Source organism: Candidatus Palauibacter sp., from assembly GCF_965261555.1.
In the GTDB taxonomy this organism is placed as follows: Bacteria; Gemmatimonadota; Gemmatimonadetes; order Palauibacterales; family Palauibacteraceae; genus Palauibacter.
The window spans coordinates 240218-257208 of sequence record NZ_OZ253465.1; the positions used below are offsets into that span (position 1 = coordinate 240218).

Annotated in this window: 14 protein-coding genes; 8 read left to right on the top strand and 6 right to left on the bottom strand. The window is 69.8% G+C overall.

Features of this window, described 5'->3' with window-relative positions:
• Nucleotides 1–17 precede the first annotated feature (17 nt).
• Complete coding sequence (locus ACQY5G_RS01010) at nucleotides 18–1370, bottom strand: alanine/glycine:cation symporter family protein (protein ID WP_428276167.1); 1353 nt, start codon at nucleotides 1368–1370, stop codon at nucleotides 18–20.
• A gap of 263 nt (nucleotides 1371–1633) precedes the next feature.
• Between ACQY5G_RS01010 and ACQY5G_RS01015 the strand changes: the two genes are divergently transcribed.
• The gene (locus tag ACQY5G_RS01015) at nucleotides 1634–3199 is read left to right on the top strand and encodes a DbpA RNA binding domain-containing protein (protein ID WP_428276169.1); all 1566 of its coding nucleotides are present in this window, start codon (nucleotides 1634–1636) and stop codon (nucleotides 3197–3199) included.
• 14 nt (nucleotides 3200–3213) lie between these two features.
• Nucleotides 3214–4248, top strand: coding sequence for a potassium channel family protein (locus ACQY5G_RS01020; protein WP_428278625.1), 1035 nt, complete (start codon nucleotides 3214–3216; stop codon nucleotides 4246–4248).
• A gap of 53 nt (nucleotides 4249–4301) precedes the next feature.
• Here the strand turns inward: ACQY5G_RS01020 and ACQY5G_RS01025 are convergent, their stop codons facing one another.
• Both ACQY5G_RS01025 and ACQY5G_RS01030 read right to left on the bottom strand, forming a co-directional pair.
• Nucleotides 4302–5801, bottom strand: a complete 1500-nt coding sequence (locus ACQY5G_RS01025; protein ID WP_428276171.1) for a sodium:solute symporter family protein — start codon at nucleotides 5799–5801, stop codon at nucleotides 4302–4304.
• Between the two features lie 24 nt (nucleotides 5802–5825).
• Complete coding sequence (locus ACQY5G_RS01030; RefSeq protein WP_428276173.1) at nucleotides 5826–6494, bottom strand: hypothetical protein; 669 nt, start codon at nucleotides 6492–6494, stop codon at nucleotides 5826–5828.
• Nucleotides 6495–6655: 161 nt separating this feature from the next.
• Here ACQY5G_RS01030 and ACQY5G_RS01035 point away from each other — a divergent pair, with 161 nt between their 5' ends.
• From ACQY5G_RS01035 to ACQY5G_RS01060, 6 genes are all read left to right on the top strand, one after another.
• Nucleotides 6656–6961: a metal-sensitive transcriptional regulator gene (locus ACQY5G_RS01035; protein WP_428276175.1), complete on the top strand. Its 306-nt coding sequence runs from the start codon at nucleotides 6656–6658 to the stop codon at nucleotides 6959–6961.
• A gap of 32 nt (nucleotides 6962–6993) precedes the next feature.
• Nucleotides 6994–9300: a heavy metal translocating P-type ATPase gene (locus ACQY5G_RS01040; RefSeq protein ID WP_428276177.1), complete on the top strand. Its 2307-nt coding sequence runs from the start codon at nucleotides 6994–6996 to the stop codon at nucleotides 9298–9300.
• Between the two features lie 114 nt (nucleotides 9301–9414).
• Nucleotides 9415–9756, top strand: coding sequence for an SPW repeat domain-containing protein (locus tag ACQY5G_RS01045; protein WP_419861956.1), 342 nt, complete (start codon nucleotides 9415–9417; stop codon nucleotides 9754–9756).
• A 256-nt stretch (nucleotides 9757–10012) separates the two neighbouring features.
• Nucleotides 10013–10708, top strand: coding sequence for an ankyrin repeat domain-containing protein (locus tag ACQY5G_RS01050; protein WP_428276179.1), 696 nt, complete (start codon nucleotides 10013–10015; stop codon nucleotides 10706–10708).
• Between the two features lie 101 nt (nucleotides 10709–10809).
• Nucleotides 10810–11160, top strand: coding sequence for a PadR family transcriptional regulator (locus tag ACQY5G_RS01055; RefSeq protein ID WP_428276181.1), 351 nt, complete (start codon nucleotides 10810–10812; stop codon nucleotides 11158–11160).
• Nucleotides 11144–11833, top strand: coding sequence for a hypothetical protein (locus ACQY5G_RS01060; protein WP_428276183.1), 690 nt, complete (start codon nucleotides 11144–11146; stop codon nucleotides 11831–11833). Before ACQY5G_RS01055 ends, ACQY5G_RS01060 begins: the two co-directional genes overlap by 17 nt.
• Nucleotides 11834–12584: 751 nt before the next feature.
• On the opposite strand, the gene ACQY5G_RS01065 is transcribed toward ACQY5G_RS01060, so the two are convergent.
• The 3 genes from ACQY5G_RS01065 to ACQY5G_RS01075 form a co-directional block, all read right to left on the bottom strand.
• A complete protein-coding gene (locus ACQY5G_RS01065) occupies nucleotides 12585–13727 on the bottom strand; it encodes a hypothetical protein (protein ID WP_428276184.1) in 1143 nt (380 codons plus the stop codon).
• A complete protein-coding gene (locus tag ACQY5G_RS01070) occupies nucleotides 13727–15169 on the bottom strand; it encodes a carboxypeptidase regulatory-like domain-containing protein (RefSeq protein WP_428276186.1) in 1443 nt (480 codons plus the stop codon). The genes ACQY5G_RS01065 and ACQY5G_RS01070 overlap by 1 nt, the downstream gene beginning before the upstream one ends.
• 149 nt (nucleotides 15170–15318) lie before the next feature.
• Nucleotides 15319–16509, bottom strand: a complete 1191-nt coding sequence (locus tag ACQY5G_RS01075; protein WP_428276188.1) for a hypothetical protein — start codon at nucleotides 16507–16509, stop codon at nucleotides 15319–15321.
• Nucleotides 16510–16991: the final 482 nt, after the last annotated feature.

The window sequence follows — 16991 nt, forward strand, 5'->3', positions numbered from 1 at the left end:
CTGCGGGAGACGCGCCGCTAGCGGTTGAAGTAGCTCCGCGTCTCCCGCCATACGACGCCCGACAGGAGCAGGAGTCCCACGAGGTTCGGCGCCGCCATGAGGCCGTTCAGGATGTCGGAGACCAACCATACGACATCGAGTTCCACCACCGCGGCGAGCCCGACGACGAGGACGAAGGCCAGCCGGTAGGGACGGATCACGCGTTCGCCGAAGAGGTAGGCGAAGCTCCGTTCTCCGTAGTAGGACCACCCGAGCATCGTGCTGAAGGCGAAGGTTGCGAGGCCGAGCGCGACGACGATGTCGCCCGCGCCCGCGAGGATACCCGTGTCGAAGGCGAGTTGCGTCATGTTCGCGCCCTCGGCCCCCGACTGCCACGCGCCCGTGGTCAGGATCGCGAGTCCCGTGAGGGTGCAGACGACGATGGTGTCGATGAACGTCTGCGTCATGGAGACCAGCGCCTGCCGCACCGGCTCGCGCGTCTGCGCCGCCGCCGCGGCGATCGCCCCCGTGCCCAGTCCCGATTCGTTCGAGAAGATGCCGCGCGCGACGCCGAAGCGCATCGCCTGGAGGACGGTGTAGCCGAGGGCCCCTCCGGCCACCGCCCGCCCCCCGAACGCGTGCTCGAACACGAGACGGAAGGCCGCCGGGATCGCCGCCGCGTTGGAAACGAGGACGACGCCGGCGACGCTCATGTAGAGGACGATCATCGCCGGCACGATGACGCTCGCGACGCGCCCGATGGACCGGATCCCTCCGATGATGACGAGCCCGACGGCTCCTGCGGTGACGAGTCCCATGATCCAGTGCGGCACATGGAACGACTCGTTCATCGCGTCCGCCACCGCCTGGGACTGGACGCCGTTGCCGATGCCGAACGCGGCGAGCGTCGCGAAGAGCGCGAACGCGATCGCCAGGCCCCGGCCGACCGGGCCCCGGCCGAGACCGTGCTCGAGGTAGTACATGGGGCCGCCCGCCTTCTCGCCACGGGCATCGGTCTCCCGGAAGCGGACGCCGAGGACCGCCTCCGCGTACTTCGTCGCCATCCCGAGGAGTCCCGTCACCCACATCCAGAAGAGCGCCCCCGGACCCCCCGCACCGATGGCCGTCGCGACGCCCACGATGTTCCCGGTGCCGACCGTGGCGGCCAACGCGGTCATGAGCGCCTGGAAGTGCGAGATGTCGCCCTCGCCCTCCGGTTCGCGGCGCTTGACGAGCGCCAGCCAGAGCGCCTGCGGCAGGCGCCGGAACTGGAGGCCCCGCAGCAGCAGCGTGTAGACGAGACCTGTGGTGAGGAGAAGGATGATGAGGGGGACGCCCCACACCCCGGCCTGAATCGCCTCCAGGGTTCCGACTGCGGAAATTGCTGTCACCTCGTGCTGGGGGTCGTCACGGGAGAGCGCGCCGGACGGCCGCGGCGAGCGGCCCGTGACGTTAGATGCGCCTTCGATCCGCCGTCAACGTAACGGGTTGCCGGGCGGAACCTGCGATCCGGGACGCATCCGCGTCCCGGGAGGCGTGACCCGGACGGATCGGGCGGCACTTTGGGCGAACGGACGCCTTGCGTACCTTCCCCACCCATGCGGGCGACCGCCCGTTCACGACCTTTGCCCATTCGTCCCCGGGGATCCCGCTCTTGAACCAGGATCAGTCGGAGCCCGCGGCGGGAACGGCCCCGCCGCTGCCGGAAGCGCTCGATGCCCTCGCGGGCGCGATCGAGCGGGGACGCCACATCGCGCTCGTTGCCGCCGAAGGGGCGGGCCTCGCCCGGCTCTACGCGGCGGCCGCCGTGCGGGATCTTGCCGCCGGCGAGGCGGACGGGCGCGCCTTCGTGCTCACCGCGACGGCGGACCGCGCGCGGCGCTGCGCGGCGCGGATGCATGCCGTGGCCCGCGCCGCCGGGCATGAGGTCGTCGTCGTGGCGGGCGCCGGCGCCGGGGCGACGGGGCGGGCGCCGATCCTCGTCGGGCCTCCGGCTGTCCTGCTGGAGGGAGTGCGAAGGGGAGACATCCCGGCGGCGGCGCTGTGCACCCTGGTCCTCGACGACGTGCGTGCGCTCGAGCCGGCGCGGGCCGCCGTCGAGGCCGTGGTGCAGGCCTCCGGCGACGGGGCCCGTCGGATCGCGACGACCCACGCCCGGAATGCGGGGTTCGACGAGTTGATCGAGCGCTGGCTGCCGCGCGCGCGCCGGTGGCCGAACGAACTGTTCGCCGAACCGCGGGCCGGGGAGTCGGGCGCCGGCCGCGCGGCGGGCACTCCGGTCGCCGTCGCGAGCCGGGCGACGCGCGAGGGCCGGCTGGCCCGCCTGGCCGAGTTGCTGCACGACCTCACGCAGGCCGGCGCGGTGGCCGCCGTCAGCGTCGAGACGGCCCCGGAAGCCGTCGCCGATGTGATCGCCGCGCTGTCGGTGGCCGGGGTGCGCGTCGACGCCGTGGAGACGGACGACGGCGCGGCCGAAACGGGCGACGGCGCGACGGTGCGGGTCGGGGCGTGGGGCGAGATCGACGCCGCCGCCCATGCCGTCGCGTTCGAACTGCCGCCCGCGCCGGAGCCGCTCGCCCGCGCGGCGGCGGCCGCCGAGCGCTGCTACGCCATCGTCGACACCCTGCACGAGCGGCAACTCGAGCTCACGGCGTCGCGGGCCGGGCTGCGGGTCGCACCCCTCGCCGAGCCCGCGGACCCCGAGCTCATGGACGACGTGGCCGCCTTCCGCGCCCGCGTATCCGCCGCGCTGGAAGAGCAGGATCTCGCGAGCGGCGCGCTCCTCCTGGCCCCGCTGCTGGAGGAACACGGCTCCGCGCGGGTGGCCGCCGCGCTGGCCGGACTCCTCCGGGCAGCGGACCGAACCGCCCCGCCCGCCGGCGAAGCGGCGCCCGGTCAGGCGGCCCGCGGCGACGCGCCGACCCGCGACGCCGCGAGCGCGCCCACCGACGCCAGCGCCCGGCGCGCCACCCGGCCCACCTGGACGAAGGTGTTCGTCGGCGTCGGGAAGCGGGACGGAGCCGGCCCGGGCGACCTCGTCGGCGCCATCACCGGCGAAACCTCCGCCGCCGGCGGACAGATCGGGCGCATCGACATCCGGCAGAACTTCACCCTCGTCGACATCGATTCGCTGGTCGCCGAGGCGGTGGTCCGCGGCCTCGACGGCAGCCGGATCAAGGGCCGTCAGGTCGTCGCGCGGCTGGACCGCGGCGCGCGGTGAGACCGTTGGGTCCAGTGCGGCGCCTGTTCGACTTCAGCCGGTTCGAAGGCCGCCTCCTCGGGGCCGTCCTCTTCACGGTGAGTCTCACGATCATCGGGACGACCGGCTTCGCCCTCATGCCCGAATACAGCCTCTCGGACGCATTCTTCATGACCGTGATCACGGTCTCGGCGGTCGGATACGGGGAAATCCAGACGCTGACGGACGGCGGCCGCGTGTTCGCGAGCTTCATGATCGCGGGCGGCATCGTCACGCTCGCGATCTGGTTCGCCCTCATCACCGCCACCCTCGTCGAGCTGGACCTGACCCAGACCCTCAAGAGACGCAGGATGATGAAGAGGATCAACGACGTCGACGACCACGTGATCCTGTGCGGCGTGGGCCGCACCGGCCTTGCCGCAATCAAGAGGTTCGTCGCCCGCGGCACGCCCTACGTCGCCATCGAGAGCGACGCCGCGCACCTCGAGGGCGCGCGGCAACTGGACCCCGACGCGCTGGCCATCGTGGGGGACGCGACGGACGACGAATCGCTCATGGCGGCGGGGATCGACCGGGCTCGCGGGCTCATCGCCGCGCTGAGCGCGGATACGGACAACGCCTTCGTCTGCCTCGCTGCGCGGGAACTGAATCCGGACCTCACGATCGTGGGGCGCGCGCGCGCCGAGGAATCCGTGAGCAAGCTCAGGAAGGCCGGCGCCGACCGCGTCGTCACGCCCGCTGCGACCAGCGGCATTCAGCTGGCCTCGCTCGTCCTGCGCCCCGACGTCACGCTCTTCACCGACTTCGGGACGTCAGGCGACGCCATGGGGCTGATCCTGGAGCAGGTGTCCGTGTCGGAATCCTCCGAGGTCGCCGGGCTCACCCTGGACGAGGCGCAGATTCGGGCCAGGACGGGGCTGCTCGTCGTCGCGATCCACCGTGGCGGCGACGTCGGCGGCGAAGGCCCCGTCTACAACCCGGGACCGGAGGAGAGGGTGCGGCCCGGCGATCTCCTCGTCGTCCTGGGTCCGCCTCCCGGGTTCGCACTACTCCAACCGCTCGTGAGCTGACGCGGACTGTCGGGCCGACCCGGTGGCCGGGGTTTTCCCACGGGCTGCCAGGCTCAGAGCTTCTCGGGATTCTCCTGGAAGAAGGGCCGCCACTTCTCCTCTGGCGAAGGCGGCGTGAGGAGACTCACGACGATCAGGAGCCCGAGCGAGATGAGGACGCCGGGGATCACGATGTAGTCGCTCGAAGCGAAATCGAAGGCGGTCCCCCCGATCGTAGCGGTGAAGTTCACGCCGAACCGGGACAGGAGCGCGATTCCCACGATGCTCCCGAGTCCGCCGGCGATACACGCCACCCCTCCCTGCGGCGTCACGCGGCGCCAGAGGAAGGCCGCCAGGAGCGCCGGCGTGAGGCTCGCGCCGACGAGTGAGTACGCGTAGAGCGCCATCGCGAGCACGGTGTCGAACTGCGTCAGCAGGACGAGCCCGAGCGCGCCGAAGAGGACGACGCAGAGGCGCTGCAGCGCCAGCTTCCGCCCCTCGCTCGCGTCCGGATCCACGAAGCGTTCGTAGAGGTCCCGGCTCACGTTGGTCGAGGGCACGAGCAGGAAGGTGTTGCCCGTCGAGAGCACGATGGCGACCGCCGCCGCGAGGAGAATCGCGCCCCCGATGATCGGCAGCCCGTTGGCGGCGATGTGAAGGATGATCGTCTCCGACGCGGCCCGGCCGACGAGCGACACCTGTTCCGGGTCCGCGAGTTCCGGGAACACCGCCCGACCCACAATCGCGATCAGCGCCAGCGTCGTCTCGATGAAGACGACCCCGAGGAACATGCCGACGACGGCCTTCTTGGCGGACCCCGCGTCCTTTGCGGAGAAGAACTTCTGATACATGCCGCTCTCGCCCAGGATGAGCAGGAAGGTGGGCATCGCGACGCCGATGACCCAGAGCACGTTGTGTCCCCCGAGTACCGTGAGGTGTTGCTCCGGAAGCGCGGCCGCGATCGCCCCCACGCCGCCGTTCGACAGCACGAGGTAGGGGAGACCGATGATGATGCCGAGCGTGATGATGATCCCGTTCAGGAGATCGACGGAGACGATCGACACCATGCCGGCGAGTGCCGTGAAGGCCACGATCGTGACGCACGTGATGATCATCCCGGCCGTGGGGGAGATGGCGCCATCCGTGACGATGCTTAGAATCCAGCCGCCGCCCCGGAACTGGTAGGCGGCGATCGTCACGTAGGCGAGGATGATCGCGACCGTGCCGAGGACGCGCGCCGCCGCGTTGTAGCGCTGCTCGAGGAGATCCGGGACGGTGTACTTCGCGATCGAGCGCACGCGGGGCGCAAGGTAGAAGGCGACGAGGAGGCCGACCCAGGCGCCGAAGGAGAACCATAGCTCCGCGATCCCCGTCCGGTAGGCGAGTCCGGCCCCGCCGAAGAGCGATCCGGATCCGATCCAGGTGCAGATGAGGGTCCCCACGAGGAGCGCCACCGGCACGTTGCGGCCGGCGACCATGAAGTCCGCGTGGCTCTTGATCTGCCTGGAGCGCCACACCCCGATCGCGATGAGGACGAGGGGATATCCGAAGACGGCAATCGTCAGCAGGTCCATCGGTCCTCCGCTCTTTCCGTGGGGCTACTCCCCCTTCGACATCCGGCGCTTCAACTCCTCGAGCATCGCGTCCGCCCTCGCCTCGCGCAGTTCCCGCTCGGCTACGAAGTCCCGTTGCGGCGCGCCGGCCATGGGGTCGAGCGCTTCGTCCACCTGGCGGCGCGCGTCGTCGAGATCCTGGCTTCCCTCCATCTTCTCGGCCATGCGGTCGAACGCGTCCGCCGAGTCGAACCGTTCAGAGGAATGCCGGATCGCCTGCGCGCGCCGCTGCTGCACGCTGAGCGAATCCCGGCGCGCCATGGCGCTCTTCAGCTGCTCCGCGCCCTGCGCGGCCTCGGCCTTCTGCTGCTGGATTTCAGCCTGCGTCCCCTCGGCCTTGAGGACGAGAACCTCGAGCCGCTGGCGGTGCCGCGCCGCGAACCGGTTCGCGACCTCGACCGTCTCCGCATCCCCGATCTCCGCGGCCTTCGCCGCCCGCCGCTCCGCGACCCGGGCCGCGTCCTTTTCCCTGTCCGCCTGACGCACCTGCGACTCGAACAGCCCCTCGAGTTCGGAGATCCGAGCCCGCGTGTCGACGAGTTCCTGGCGCATGGCGCGGATGACGCGGTCGATGTCGTCCTCGGACGCACCGGGCTGCTTCGCTTCCATCCGGTCGAGCGCCTCGTCGACCATCTGCCTGAGTTTCCTGAACATGGCCCTGAGTTTAGCAGCCCCCGGCGAAACGCCGCCACCGCAAGCGCGAGGATCTCGCACCGGGGCTCACGCCGGGCCCCGCCGCTTGCGAGATATACAATACCCCTGTATGGTATTTATGCAGGACCGAAACCGGCGGCACGAACACGGAGGGAATGGCGGTGAGCGACGCGGGGACGCATGCGATGGGGATCGCGGAGGGGACAAAAAACGACCTCGGCCGTCGGTTGGCCCGTATCCGGGGACAGGTCGGGGGCATCGCCCGCATGGTGGAGGATGAGCGGTACTGCCTGGACATCCTGCAGCAGTTCGCCGCCGTTCACTCCGCGCTCCGCGCGGCCGAGAAGGAACTCCTGCTGAACCACCTCGAGCGCTGCGCCACCCACGCCATCGAGGAAGGCGGCGACGACGCCGCGCGGGTGCGCGCGGAGATTGCGGATCTCTTCATGCGCTTCGCCGGCAAGTAACTTCGCCCGCAAGTAACACGGGAAGGATGATCATGGACGCCTCGAACGCGGCGGCGAGCCCCGCCAGGAAGACGTACCGGATCGCCGGCATGCACTGTGCCGGCTGCGTCGGCTCCGTGGAGAGGAGTCTGAACGCGGTCGACGGCGTGGAGGCTTCGGTGAGTCTGCCCGCCGAGTCCGCGACGCTGACGCTCACGCGGGACGTACCCTTCGAGGAACTCGCCGCCGCCGTCGGAGCGGCCGGCTACGAGATCGAACCCGTCGCGGACGTGGACCGGGGAGAGGCCGAACGCTCGCGCCTTGCGGAGGCGGAAGCCCGCTCGCGCGAGGCGCGGAGAACCATGTGGACCGCGTGGGCGCTCACCGCTCCGGCCATGGTGTGGATGCTGCCGGAGATGATCGCAGGGGTGCGCTGGCCGTCGCCTCTCGTCTTCGACCTGGGCGTGACCGTGCTCGGGGCCGCCGTCCTCGCGGGCCCGGGGGGGCCGACCCTGCGCAGCGCCTGGCGCTCGGCGCGCGGCCGCATGCCGAACATGGACGTCCTCATCGCGCTCGGGGCGGGCGTCTCCGTGCTCACGGGGGTGTGGGCGGTCCTTCACGTCCTCGGGTTCGCCCCGATGATCATGAACTTCGCTCCGGTGGGCGCGATGATCGCCGCCATCCACCTTACGGGACGGTTCGTGGAGGCGAAGGCGCGCGGCCGTTCCTCGTCGGCGATCCAGGCCCTGCTCTCGCTCGAAGCGCCGACGGCGCGCGTAGAGCGGGAGGGCGCCGAACTCGAGGTCCCGACCCGTGACGTCGCGGTGGGCGACGTGATGATCATCCGCCCGGGCGAGAAGATCCCGACGGACGGCGTCGTTCTCGAGGGGAGGAGCGCGGTCGATGAATCGCTCGCGACGGGCGAGTCGATCCCGGTCGAGAAGGAGCGGGGGTCCTCCGTCCTCGGTTCGACGGTCAATCACTCCGGCGCGCTCCGGGTGCGGGCAACGGGCGTGGGCGAGGACACCTTCCTGTCCAACGTCATCCGCCTCGTGGAGGAGGCGCAGGCGAGCAAGGTCCCGATCCAGGAGTTCGCGGACCGGGTGACCGCCATCTTCGTGCCCGTCATCCTCGTCGTCGCGCTGGCGGCCTTCGTGGGCTGGTTCGTGGTGCCCGGAGTCTTCACGGAGGCCGCGCGCTGGGCGGCGGGGTTCATCCCGTGGGTGAACCCGGAGCTGGGCCGCCTCTCGCTCGCGCTCTACGCCGCGGTCGCGGTGCTCGTCATCGCCTGCCCCTGCGCGCTCGGGCTCGCCACTCCCACGGCGCTCATGGTCGGTACCGGCGTCGGAGCCACCCGCGGCGTCCTCATCCGGGACGGGGCCGCCGTCCAGACGCTGGACCGGGCGGACACGCTCGTCTTCGACAAGACCGGCACCCTGACCCGCGGCGCCCCCCGCGTGGTCGAGACCTTCGTGGCGGACGAAGCAGCCGAGGGGCCGGGGGACGAGGCGGCGGCGCGCGTGCTCGGGCTCGCGGCCGCGGTGGAGGACGCCTCGGAGCATCCGCTCGCCCGCGCCGTCGTGGACGAGGCGCGCCGGCGCGGCATCCCCTTCCCCAGGGCGGGCGGCGCGGAGGCTCGGGTCGGAATGGGCATTGTCGGCGGGGTCGATGGCGAGCGGGTCGCCGTGGGGAGCGCGCGGCTGCTGCGCGAGGAAGGCATCCCGGAGGAGGACGTCGCCCGGGTGGAGCGGCGTTTCGGCGACGACGCGCGCACGGTCGCCTGGGTGGCCGCCGGCGGGCGGCTGCTCGGCGCGGTCGCGATCGCCGACCCGGTGAAGGAGGACGCGCGGGAAACCCTTCTCGAGCTGAGCCGCCGTGGCTTCCGGACCGTGATGCTCACCGGCGATCATGAAGCCGTGGCGGCCGCCGTCGCCGAGCATCTCGGCATCGACGACTTCCGGGCCGGGCTGCTCCCCGCCGACAAGGTCGCCGCCGTCCGGCAACTCCGCGCCGAGGGCCGCACCGTGGCCTTCGTCGGCGACGGGATCAACGACGCCCCCGCGCTCAAGGCGGCCGACGTAGGCATCGCCGTGGGGACCGGCACCGACATCGCGATCGAGGCCGCGGACATCACCCTCGTGCAGGGAGATCTGCGCTCCGTGCTGCGCGCGACGAAGCTCGCCCGCGCCACATTCCGCAAGATCCGCGAGAACCTCTTCTGGGCCTACGTCTACAACGTCGTCGCGATCCCGGTCGCCTTCCTCGGCCTCCTCCACCCCGTCATCGCGGAGGCCGCGATGGCGCTGAGTTCGATCTCCGTCGTCACGAACGCGAACCGCCTCCGCCGGACCCGGCTCTAGCCGGACATCGCGAGCGCTCCGCGACGGGCGGCGCGACGTTGCCTTCGCCCCTCCCGGGGCGCATCATAGGCGCCGGTTCGACGGTTCATCCGGTTTTCTTCCGAGAGAGGTTCGATGGCCTCACGCTGGGTCGGTCTCGCATTGGGACTCTGGTTCCTGGGCGCCCCCTTCATCTGGGGATATCCGTTCGGTTTCCTGTGGTGGCACAGCGTGGTGCTCGGCGGCTCGATCCTCGTCGTCACGATCACCTTCAACCTCGGCATCAACCGGATCAGCGGCTGGGGACTCATCGCCCTCGGCGCCTACAGCATGCTGTCGCCCTTCATCCACGGGTATCTCGCCAACGCGCAGGCCCTCTTCAACGACCTCATCTTCGGCGTCATCACCGTGGGCACGGGCACCGCGATGGGCGGGGCCGGAATCGAACACTCCGACGAGGCGCCCAGCGCCGCCTGACCCCGGACGTTCGCCGATGTTGCTGTTGCCGGTTCGCCGGCATGCGCGGACGCCCCGGGATCGAACGCGCATCCTCGGGGCCGCGACGCTAACCGCCGCGCTCTGGATCCATGCGACCGGGGACGGGACAGCCGAACCCCCGCACCCACCCCCTGACCCGCCTCATGCAACCAGCCTGACGGTCGTGACCTCGCCTGCCCCCATTCCGGCCCAGACCCCGTGTGATGGATGGACGACCCCGGAGTTCTGGCGGGCGGTGGATCCGGCGACGGTGAGGGGGTGCATTTCCCACGGCTACGGGGTCGACGACCGGTCCCCCATCAGGAACGCGACCCCGCTGCATTGGGCGGCGGCGTTCAGCCACGACCCCGAAGTGGTCAGCGCGCTGCTCGAGGCGGGGGCGAGCCTGGAGGCCGTGTCGCGCAACGGTCGAACCCCGCTGCATTTTGCGGCTCGGCGGAGCGGGAAGGCGGAAGTGCTACGAGCGTTGCTCGAGTACGGCGCTGACGTCTACGCCCGGAACCCCGAGGGGCGTACGCCCCTGCACCTTGCGGCCCTGTGGAACGACAACCCTGACGTCGTGGAAGAACTTGCGAGGGTGACGGACATAAACGTCCGAGCCAGGGTCGGAGAAACGCCGCTGCACTCTGCCACCAGGAGCCGAGGGTTCGCCGCGGTCCCAAGCCCGAACCCGGAGGTGGTGGGAGTACTGCTTCGGCGCGGCGCCGACCTTGTGGCGGAAGCGGCCGGAGGCGCTACCCCGGGACTCTGGGCTGACGACAGACGTGTGGTCGAGATCATCCGGGAGGAGGAAGTACGCAGGGAAGCGACACGGGAGCGGTTCCTTCGTTACGTCGCCACCAGGGTGGCCCTGGCCACCGTCGTACTGGCGCTGATCGGATACCTGTTGGCGCGCCTCCAGCAGACCCGGCGACGCTCGGCCACCGGTTGAGGGGTGGGGGCCCTGCGACTCGACGTTGCCGGCGTTTCGTGGCATCGTGCATTACATGGCATCGACCTGAATATGTCCTATCTCCAAGATGGCGGGCGCGGATGAAGAAGTTCATCTACAAGGAGTTGGTGGCGGCTTCTTCGCGCCCGATGGTGCTCTCCATCCTGGCCGTCGGCGACCAGTACGGCTATGAGATCATCAGCCAGGTGAAGCGAATGTCCGGGGGCGACCTGAAGTGGTCTCCCGGGATGCTGTACCCCCTCCTGCACCGGCTGGAGCGTGATGGGCTCGTCGAGGGCTATTGGCAGCTCACCGACGAATCACGGCCCCGAAAGTACTACCGGTTGACTGCACAGGGTCGGCGGCAGATGTCGATCGACAGGGAGAGCTGGCGGGCGGTGCACGCCGCCCTCGAAATCTCCTGGCGAGGCGGAAGTGTTCCGGCTGGATGACGAGATCCGGGCCTGGCGAGAGGATCTGGAAGACAGGGGATGGTTCTCGCCGCGCCAACTGAATGAACTCGAGGATCACCTGCGCGCCCACGCCGCCCGTGAACTTCAGTCGGCCCCCGGCACCGACCCCGCACGCGCGCTGCGGACCACGGCGCGGGAAGAACTCGGTGAGCCGACGGCGCTCTTTCGGGAGTTCCGGAGGTCGAGGGCGCCCTCGTGGCGGCCCCTCCTGTTGGCCGGCTGGGGGCTGTACGCCCTGTCCTTCCTTCTCCCCGGGTTCGGCGCCGTGGGGTTCGGGCCGTCCGGCGCGGGCCTCGGAATGTCGGCTCCGGGATACGAGTTTCTGGGGCTCGCGCTGGAGAACGGCTGGATCCTCCCGCTGCTGCTGAACTTGCCGATGGTCCTGGCGCTCGCGGCCCTTGGGCGCGCCCGACGCTCGATGGACCGTTCGCTGCTGCTCGTGACCGGAGCCGCGGGCGCTTCGGCACTCGGATTCGGGGTGTTCAATCTCCTGAGCCCGCTCACGCTCCCGGTCGATGGCGACCGGTTCATGTACGGACATCTGGGGACCGCCTACTGGGTGTGGGCCGCATCGTTCGCACTGGTGGCCGTCTCGCTGTGGCTGCGCGACCGCGAGTGGGCCCCCGCCCGGCCCGAGGAATCGGTGGCGTAGCAGGCAAGTTTCGGCGTCATAGTCCACCATGATGATGTGCGGGACGGGAGAGCTGGCCTCGAGGAGCACCGCTTGACCGGGCTGTGCCTCCAGTAGCCCGACCTCGCTGCTCGTGTAGAAGGCGCGAGATCCGCCGCGAGCCGGAATGAAGTGTGTTCCGGACTCCGTTCCCGATGCGACGATCAACCACGCGGACAGAATCGGCGTTTGATCGAGAATCGCGGCGCCCGTGAGAAAGTCGTCCGCGCAGCCACGCGCCGCCGATGTCGGCCAGAAATCGATCGTCCGGTCCTCGAGGAGTTCCCCGTCGAATGTGAGCGCCGAGGCGCGGCCGGGTTCCAGCACGAGGATGCGGTCGTTGGAGACCGCCAGCGCCTCGGGACTCTCGGCCTCGCCCGGTCCCTCACCGCGCGGAACGAAAGCGGCTTCGAGCGATCCGTCGGGGTTGAAGACGCGCACGAACGGGGGACTTGCGTCGAGCGCCACGATGAAGCGGCCATCCGGCGTCAGCTGCGCGTCGAGGATCCGCAGGAAGGCCTCTGCCTCCGAATCCGGATCCACGTGCGCCCCGATTCGCATGCCGGAGCCCAGGAGCGCCTCCAGCGATGCCGAGACATCGACGACTTCCCGGCCCTCGGCCCCGGATTCCCTGGATGCAACGTCCCCGCCACATGCCACCAGGCCTCCCACAGCGACGAATCCTGCGGACGGAATCGATTTCATGCGTGCGTGCCGGGTCATGTCGTGAAGGTCAGCGCCCGGCGGTGACGGTGGCGACGTCGTACCAGTCCACGCGTCGCTCCGCGACCACGCCGCCGGTGTCGCGTTCCACGAGGACCGCGAGCGTGTTCCCGAACACATCCATCCCCACGACCTTGTCCGCCACCTGGACCGTCAGCGCGTACTGGGGGCCGGCATCGGTGAGTCGATACATGTCGATATGGCTGAGGGCGGGGATCACCTCGTCAAATGCGTTCCAGTGCGAAACCGCCCAGAACCGTCGCTGGTCGTCCACGAGGCGCGAACCGTACCAGACCTTGGGTGTGGCCCGGATTTCCTCCTCGTCGAAGCTGGGCCGAAAGCCGCCCGCCGGAAGCGAATTCAGCCACTGCAACTGCGCCGCCACATCTTCGTCGGTCGGGTACCGCTCGACATACGTGGAGCGCACGATGGCGTCCGGTGTCGCCGCATCCCGGTCGGCGTACCATACCAAAAACTCACCGTAGCACGGCACGAACAGAAGACCGCCGCCCTCGGCATGGTATCCTCCCCCAAGCTGGCGGCGGCGCGGCCCGGGCGTGGGAGTCGAACAATCGACGACGTCGGCTTCTTCAGGAAACGCACGCTCCCACACCACACGACCCGAAGCCGCATCGACCTCCGCGCTCACGAAGGACAGGTCGCCGTCCGCATCGAGCTTCGGGTGCCTCCCGATGAGCGTCCCGTTCATGCCACGGGCGCCGTCCCCCAGAAACCCGCTCGGGATACCGGCCGTCGAAGACAGGAACTCGCCCGATCCCGAGAACACCGACAGCCGTTGCAGTTGCAGGTCCGTCACGCCGATGGTGCCGGCCGCTCCGCGAAGAATCGAGGACGGCGCTGCGAACTCGCCCGGCCCTTCGCCTTCGCTGCCGAAGCTGAAGGACCCGCCATCCGGATCGGTGCAGACGACGCGGTACCAGTACGAATCGATGACGCAGGCCGTGCCGCCTGCCAGCAGGACGACGTCGCTCATCTCGCTCGGAGCGGACACGACGGAGGCGTCCGGCTCGAGTCGGACGGCCTCCGAATCGGATTCGGCCACCTCGCCGCAAGCGGCGATCAGCAGCACGAAGGCCCCGCACACGGCCCTCTCAGCGCTCTGGCGCGCACAGCCCTGCCCGAGCCGGCGCATCAGTTGTCGCAGCGGCGCAGATCGCGGCCGGGGTCTTCGGGCTCGAGGACGAGGAGGACGCGGGCCTGCTGCGCCTCCGAGACCACGACCCTCTGCGTCGACGACTCGAAGCCGCCGCACTCGGCCCGCACCTGGTACGAGCCGGGCGGCAGGTTCTCCATCGCGAAGCGGCCGCCGCTGCCGGTCACGGATCGGACGTCGGTGTCGACCAGCACGACGGGTACGGCGGAGAATCCCCGACCCGTGTTCCCGTTCACGACCCGCCCGACGACCGCTCCCGGCACGGTGACGGGCACAACCAGGCGGGCCGCCGCGCCCGGTTCGGCGCGGAGCGTCGCAGCCTCGCCCGGATGGGGGCCATAGGAGGGCGACAGCGTGACATCGGTGCCGGACGGAAGGTCGCAGAGGCGGAAGCGGCCCGTGGAGTCGGACCGCGCCTCGATTTCGCGGAGTTCGTGGGGCCCATCCTCGCCGGATGGCGCGAACGACGCCTGGATGCGGGCCGCCGGGAGCCGTACCTCCGTGAGCCGGTCCTCGACCGTCCCGTCGACCGTGACCTCGCCGGCGCGCCCGGCGGGCTCGCAGTGCTTCACCTCGATCTGCGGGATCACTCCCCCCAACTGCGCCGTCCAGTCGGACCAGAGGATGATGGCGCCGCAGCTAATCGTGGTGTCGTTGAGAGCGAACAGCGGAATGGGAGATGAGGTAGGATACAACTCGGCGGCGCCCAAGTCCGTCACGGACAATTCGTCCAGCAGCAGCTCGGGCGGCTCCACGGCGGACCGGTGCGTACCCGCCGAGTTAATCGACCGTGGCCGACTGGTCCCCCAGCCATCAGCTTCGCCGACGAGGCGCCGGTCGTAGTAGACCGGCACCCTGCGACAGCGGGACAGGGGAGCCCGCATCTGCAGGTTCGACACGAAATCCGTCAGCCGGATGAATCCCGCACGTCGGGTTCTGATCCACTCGGGTTCGAAGTACGTGCCCCAGCCCTCCTCCAGCCGGTCGTAGAAGCCCGTCTCGACCAGGCGGAGAGGCCGACCCTCGACGTCCACCTCCAGCGGTTCCACCTCGACCGGGTCCAGGGAGAGCCGCACATCGAGCGGGGCCGGCCCGTCAGGGCCCACTTCCAGCGGCACGCTGTACGCGGCGAAGCCGATGCGGCGCACACCGAGCATATATTCGCCCGGCGCGATGCCTTCAAAGGCGAAGGAACCGCTTGGGCCGGTGACGGTCTCCGCCACCACGACGTCCGCTCCCGCCAGCCGAACCGCGGCGCCCTCGACGGGCACGCCCGTGTCCGCGCCGCGAACGACGCCCGACACCCGGCCCGGTTCCTGACCCGCCGCCGCCATCGGCCACGCGACGCTCAGCGCGAACGCCATGAACTTCAGGCTCCGCGTGACTCCGCGGCCGCGCGACCGCGCAAGGCCCGTCGCCATGGCAACGATCATCCAACCCCCGTCTCGATCAGCCCGCATGCCATGGCGCACAAATCTCACCGTCCGGGCACCCTCCGTCCACCCGGAATCCGCGTGCCGTCGCGCTCGCTCGCCGTGCAGGCCCCGGAGCCGAACCGAACGCGGTTGTCCTAAGGGGTGATGCGGAGCCGCACGATGTACTGGAGGTCCAGCGCGTCCCGCACGACGCCGGTGATCGTCTCCGCCCCGAACACAGGCGGGGGTTTCGCGTCGAGAGGAACGGGGGACACGACCCTGCCGATGTACACGCCGTGCTCGTCGAAGACCTCCCATTCCTCCCGCACGGCCCCCGTTTCCGTAGCGACCCACAGCCACCCGTTGGCGCCTGCGTGAATGGACTCGAGCGAGAGCTTCCTCTCCGGCAGCCGGTCCGGCGCCACGCCCGTCGCGTCGGCAATGCGTCGCCGCTCCGGACCCTCAAGGGGGGCCGGGGGCCGGCGCAGGCGTACGGTCTTCGTCGTGTCACCCCCGTACGTGACCTTGTGCAAATCGAAGACCGCCTGGTTCGCCACCCAGACGTCTCCCTCACCATCGACGTCGAACACAACAAACGGCGTGTGGGGAACGGACACAATCTCCGTCAGGTTGTCGATGGTGCGGGAATAGGTCTCGACCCGACGGTCCAGGCTCGGCCTCGGCACTCGGAACGTATCGGATGCCGCAAGTGTCTCGCCGTTCCCGTGTCGGACCAGGAGTATGGGGAGCGACATCGACCGCGTCCCGTCCGGCTCCTTGTAGGGCACGGCCCATCGATGCACGCGCCCGTCGTTGTCGACCCAGAGCGGCCACGGAAACCGCGCACTCAAGGTGAGGCCCAGCGAAAGCGATGCCCGAACCGCACCGGTCGAGTCGAACAGGGTCAGCCGGTGCGCGACGGCATCCATGGCCCAGAGCGTGTGTCGCGTCCTGACGATGCCGGCCAGCATGGCGAACTCGCCCGGGCCGCTCCCCTCACGACCGACCGACCCAAGGCACTCGCCTTGCGGTGAGAATTGGCGAATGGCGTTTGCGTGCAAATCAGCGACGTAGATTCGCCCGGGATCGTCCACGGCAAGGGAGATCACGTCGCCGAAGGCGTCGCAGTCGCCCTCCACCGATCCGATGCGCAACTCCTCGACCAGCGTGGGAACGCGTGCCAAGCCCGACGAAGGCGAGTCTGGATTGGAGACGACGACCCGACCGCTGCGGAGCGTATCCACCCACACCTCGTCGGGCAAACCGGTGGACGGCCCGCAACTCGAAAGTGACACCGCCCCGGAGACGCTGGCGAGCCACAACAGCAGAAGGTCGAATCGCCACACCCGGCAGGAGCTCAACCCAGATCGAGTGGAGGGCAGTTCCAATCCGCCGGGCTGCCAATCGGCGCTTCGCTCACTGGCTCCAAGACCTTGGTCGGTCGCCGCGCCAACTGTAGCGTCAGGTTCAAGGCCCCCGTTCCCGGTCGTTCGACTCTGATCACGTATTCAGTGCCAACGGAACCTGGTAGGAATGGAGCACCGTCGCGTGTGTCGCGCCCGTTCACGCTGAGCAGCGCATCGCCCGGCTCAAGTCCGGCGAAGTGCGCGGGGGAACATGGCCGAATGCGACTCACGCTAGGCCAACGTCGCGCCTCTCGATCAGGCTCCGCAGCATCGGGGACGGTCCAGCCCATGCCGATCCACAATCCAGACATTGTCATTTGACTGGGGACCGACACGACCTGGGCCGCTACGCCGTGCGCCAAGCCAACTACGGCTACCGCTGCCAGGCACACCACTTTTCCCGCTGCCATCGCTGCCATCCC

Bases quoted from the DNA above. Each gene is read 5' to 3' on its own strand.
- ACQY5G_RS01025 (WP_428276171.1), bottom strand. From the start codon at position 5,801: ATGGACCTGCTGACGATTGCCGTCTTCGGATATCCCCTCGTCCTCATC.
- ACQY5G_RS01030 (WP_428276173.1), bottom strand. From the start codon at position 6,494: ATGTTCAGGAAACTCAGGCAGATGGTCGACGAGGCGCTCGACCGGATG.
- ACQY5G_RS01040 (WP_428276177.1), top strand. From the start codon at position 6,994: ATGGACGCCTCGAACGCGGCGGCGAGCCCCGCCAGGAAGACGTACCGG.
- ACQY5G_RS01045 (WP_419861956.1), top strand. From the start codon at position 9,415: ATGGCCTCACGCTGGGTCGGTCTCGCATTGGGACTCTGGTTCCTGGGC.
- ACQY5G_RS01055 (WP_428276181.1), top strand. From the start codon at position 10,810: ATGAAGAAGTTCATCTACAAGGAGTTGGTGGCGGCTTCTTCGCGCCCG.
- ACQY5G_RS01065 (WP_428276184.1), bottom strand. From the start codon at position 13,727: ATGCGCCGGCTCGGGCAGGGCTGTGCGCGCCAGAGCGCTGAGAGGGCC.
- ACQY5G_RS01070 (WP_428276186.1), bottom strand. From the start codon at position 15,169: ATGGCGACGGGCCTTGCGCGGTCGCGCGGCCGCGGAGTCACGCGGAGC.